The 4,252-nt window shown below is 66.3% G+C and carries 5 protein-coding genes; 1 reads left to right on the forward strand and 4 read right to left on the reverse strand.

Translation table 11 applies throughout. From position 1 onward, the window contains the following. From AC1DJT_RS34720 to argH, 4 genes are all read right to left on the reverse strand, one after another. Positions 1 to 416: transporter substrate-binding domain-containing protein (locus AC1DJT_RS34720; RefSeq protein ID WP_476835866.1), on the reverse strand; the 416-nt coding region annotated here is incomplete at its 3' end. A 21-nt stretch (positions 417 to 437) separates the two neighbouring features. Next, positions 438 to 1,217 (reverse strand): amino acid ABC transporter ATP-binding protein, encoded by a 780-nt coding sequence (locus tag AC1DJT_RS34725; RefSeq protein WP_476835867.1) that lies wholly within the window; start codon positions 1,215 to 1,217, stop codon positions 438 to 440. After that, positions 1,214 to 2,107, reverse strand: a complete 894-nt coding sequence (locus AC1DJT_RS34730) for an amino acid ABC transporter permease (protein ID WP_441504835.1) — start codon at positions 2,105 to 2,107, stop codon at positions 1,214 to 1,216. Before AC1DJT_RS34730 ends, AC1DJT_RS34725 begins: the two co-directional genes overlap by 4 nt. Next, positions 2,104 to 3,519 (reverse strand): argininosuccinate lyase, encoded by a 1,416-nt coding sequence (gene argH / locus AC1DJT_RS34735; protein ID WP_476835868.1) that lies wholly within the window; start codon positions 3,517 to 3,519, stop codon positions 2,104 to 2,106. Before argH ends, AC1DJT_RS34730 begins: the two co-directional genes overlap by 4 nt. A gap of 97 nt (positions 3,520 to 3,616) precedes the next feature. Between argH and AC1DJT_RS34740 the strand changes: the two genes are divergently transcribed. Beyond that, the coding region (locus tag AC1DJT_RS34740; RefSeq protein ID WP_476835869.1) for a LysR family transcriptional regulator at positions 3,617 to 4,252 on the forward strand (636 nt) is incomplete at its 3' end.

Here is a 4,252-nt window from a genome sequence, read left to right on the forward strand (position 1 = left end):
CCACAGAGGTCCTCAGGCGTCTTGATCGAGCCGGCAAGCGCGGTGACGGTGTAGAACTGGGCGCCCGAGACCATGTAGTCGATGAAGTCGGCAGTCTCGCGACGGGCCGGCAGGTCGCTCATGCCGGCCATGACCATGTCGACGCGGCCGGTATGCAGCGACGGCAGCATCTGGGCGAAGGCGGTCTCCTGCCACTCGGCCTTGACGCCAAGTTCCTTGGCGATGGCCTCGCCGAGCTCGTAGTCGAAGCCGGTCATCGTGTTGGTGGCCGGGTCCTTGTAGACGATCGGCGCATAGTTCGGCTGGGTCGCGATGATGATCTTGCCGGCGGTCTTGATGCGCTCCGGCAGGGCCTGGGCCTGGGCGGACAGCGCGGTGGCGGCGAGCAGCGTCGCTGCCAGGGTGAAACGAAGCATCGGGTTCTCCTTTTTGACCGATTATTTCAGAACGGCGGCGATGAAGTCGCGCGTGCGGGCCTGTTGCGGCGCCACCAGAACGGCATTGGGCGGGCCGCGCTCGACGATCTCGCCCTTGTCCATGAAGACGACATCGGTTGCGACCTCGCGGGCGAAGCCGAGCTCATGCGTGACGACGATCATCGTCATGCCGCTGGCCGCGAGATCGCGCATCACGGCGAGCACTTCGCCGACGAGCTCGGGGTCGAGCGCCGAGGTCGGCTCGTCGAACAGCATCAGCTTCGGCTTCATCGCCAGCGCCCGGGCGATCGCGAYGCGCTGCTGCTGSCCRCCGGASAGCTGCGACGGGTAGGCGTTGCGCTTTTCGGAGAGGCCGACGCGGGCGAGCAGCTTCTCGGCTTCGGCGATCGCTTCCTGGCGTGGGCGCCTCAGCACCGTGACCGGGCCCTCGATGATGTTYTCKAGCACCGTCATGTGGTTGAACAGGTTGAAGCGCTGGAAGACCATGCCGGTCGAGAGGCGCTGGCGCGCGATCTCGGCGTCGCTCAGTTCATGCAGCTCATCGCCCTTGATGCGAAAGCCGATCAACTGGCCATCGACCCAGATCGCGCCCTGGTCGATTTTCTCGAGCTGGTTGATGCAGCGCAGCAGGGTGCTCTTGCCGGAGCCCGACGGCCCGATGATGCATTGCACCGTGCCAGGCGCAATGGTCAGCGAGACATTGTTCAGCGCGCGCAGGTCGCCGAAGCGCTTGGTGACGTTGGCGGCGGCGACGATCGCATTTGCAGGGGAGGCGTTCATGCTCCGGCCTCCTCGACGATCTGCGGCTTGGCACGGCGGTCGCCGCGCCCCTTGGAGAAGTAGCGCTCCAGGAAGAACTGGCCGATCTGCAGCAGCGTGACGACGATCAGGTACCAGCCGGCGGCGACGATCAGGAGCTCGATGACGCGGGCATTGGCATAGTAGATCGTCTGCGCATTGCGCAGGATCTCGGAGAACTGGATCACGCTGGCGATCGAGGTCAGTTTGACCATGCTGATCACCTCGTTGCCGACCGGCGGGATGATGACGCGCATCGCCTGCGGCAGCACGATCCGCCTCAGCGTCGTCAGTCGTGTCATGCCGATCGACTTGGCGGCCTCGGTTTGCCCGACATCGACGGAGAGAATGCCGCCACGCACCACTTCGGCGGTGTAGGCGCCCTGGTTCATGCCGAGCCCGAGCAGCGTCGCCATGAAGGGGCCAATGATGTCGATGGTGCGCCACTCGACCAGGCCGGGGATGCCGATCGTCGGGAAGACCAGCGCGAGGTTGAACCAGAGCAGGAGCTGCAGCAGCAGCGGCGTGCCGCGGAAGAACCAGATGTAGAACAGCGCGACGCCGCGCAGCACCGGGTTCGGCGACATGTACATGATGGCGAAGATGACGCCGAGCGCGATGCCGAGCGCCATGGCGCAGACCGTCATGATGATGGTGTTGACGAGCCCGCTCAGGATTGCGGGCGCGGTGAAGAACTGCCCGACGACCTTCCAGTCGATCTGGCCTTCGGCGAAAGCCTTCATCACCCAGGCCAACACCAGAATGATGAGCGCGGCAGCGACCCAGCGCCCGTAATAGCGGCGCGGCACGAGCTTCAGCCCGGCGATCCCGGCAAGGTCTCGCCCTATTCCAATTCCGACTGCGCTGGTCATCGCTGCGCTCCGCGGGTCCAAACGTCAAAATCCGCGAGCCAGATGCGGAACCGGCTAATCTGCTCGGCGACGCGCGCTGGCGCGGTGCCGCCAAAACCGCTGCGGGCGGCCACCGCGGCATCAAGGGTGAGACAGGCCCTTACATCCTCACCGAGGCGCGGATCAATGGCGCGGAGCTCGATCGGCTCGAGTTGTTCGAGCTCGCGCCCCATTTCCTCGCAGTAGCGGACCAACGTCCCGGTGATCTCGTGAGCTTCGGCAAAGGGCACGCCCTTGCGCGCGAGATAGTCGGCGACCTCCGTCGCCAGCGCGAAGCCGGTGCCGGCCTGCGCCCGCATCACCTGCGGATGCGCTTCCATGCTGGCGATCAGTCCGGCGAAGGCCGGCAGCACTTCGCCCAGCACGTCGACGGCATCGAACGCGGCGCGCTTGTCCTCCGCGAGGTCGCGATTATAGGCGAGCGGCAGGCCCTTGAGCGCGCCGAGCATGGTGACGAGGTCGCCGGTCAGCCGCGCCGCCCGGCCGCGCGAAATCTCGGCGATATCSGGGTTCTTCTTCTGCGGCATGATCGACGAGCCCGTGGCGAAGGCGTCGTCGAGCGTGACCCAGCCGAACTGGCGCGAGGTCCAGAGCGTGACCTCTTCGGCCAGTCGCGAGAGATTGGTCGCGAGCATGGCGGCGACGAACAGGAATTCCGCGACATGGTCGCGCGCACCGACGGCATCGACCGAGTTTTCGCAGGGCGCGTCATAGCCCAGTGCCTTGGCGCTGAGTTCGGGCGTCAACGCGATCGCCGAGCCGGCAAGCGCCGCCGCGCCGAGCGGCGACTGGCCGGAACGGCGCTCCCAATCCTGGAGGCGCGAGGCGTCGCGGGCGAGAACCTGGCCATGCGCCATCAGCCAATGGCCGAATGTCACGGGCTGGGCGCTCTGCAGATGCGTGAAGCCCGGGCAGACCGAGGMGGCGTGGGTGTCCGACTGGGCCGCGATGGCGTCCAGCAGTTCCACCAGCATGGCGCCGATCAGGCGAACCTGCTCGCGCAGATAGAGTTTCAGGTTGTTGGCCGCCTGGTCGTTGCGCGAGCGGCCGGCGCGGAGCTTGGCCCCGGCGTCGCCGATCCGGGCGATCAGGACGCGCTCGACGAAAGTGTGGACATCCTCGTCATCGGCGCTCGGGCTCAGGGTCCCGGCCTGGACCTCCTGCGAGATGGCTTCGAGGGCAGCAATGATCGCCTCCATTTCGGCGGCCGTGAGCAGTCCGGCGCGCAGCAATTCCGCTGCATGGGCCTTGCCGCCGGCGATATCCTGGGGGGCGAGACGGGCATGGGCGCTGGCGGCGCTCGAAAGCCGCATCAGCCGCGGATCCGGCTGCTTGCGGAAGCGGCCACCCCACAGGCGTGTCGTCTGGTTCATCGCTCTCCCCTTTGGTCTTTTGCAAAGACTGCCCCTTGACCCGTCAGCCAGCAAACGAAACGATCTCCGAAGGGTAGTCCAAAAAGGAATAGCTATTGTGGCCGGCAATCGCCTCCCGCCATCGACGACCGGACTCAGGGTTTTCCTCGCGGTTGCGCGGCTTGGCTCGACCGCGAAGGCGGCCGTCACGGTCAATCTGACGCAGAGCGCCGTCTCCAAGCAGATCCAGGCGCTCGAGGAGCATCTGGGGACGACGCTGTTCGAGCGCACGCCGCAGGGGCTGACGCTGACGGAAGCGGGCTCCATCTATAACCCCTATGCCGAGGCTGCGATCGAGCAGATGGAACGCGGCGCGCGGCGCCTGAGCGAACGCGCCGCCCAGGGGCGGCCGATCCGCCTCCACATGATCGCCATCGCCGGGGAACGCTGGCTGATGGAGCGCTTTCCGGTCTTCGCCCAGGCCCATCCCGAGATTGACGTGCAGTTCACCAATTTCGTCAGCGAGGAGGAGACGGAGGAGCCCGATATCGACATCGGCCACCAGAGCGGGCCACTGCCGGGGCGCGAGTCACATTATCTCTTCGGACGACAGGTCGCGCTCGTGGCCGCCCCCTCGCTGGTCGAGCGGATGGGCGGCTTCCAGCGTCCGGCCGATATCCAGAAGATGACCCTGCTTCAGCATTTCCAGATGCCGACCTTCTGGGCCGAATTCACCGAGACGCATGGCCTGCGG

This window comes from Allobosea sp. 05T422_2, assembly GCF_056396265.1.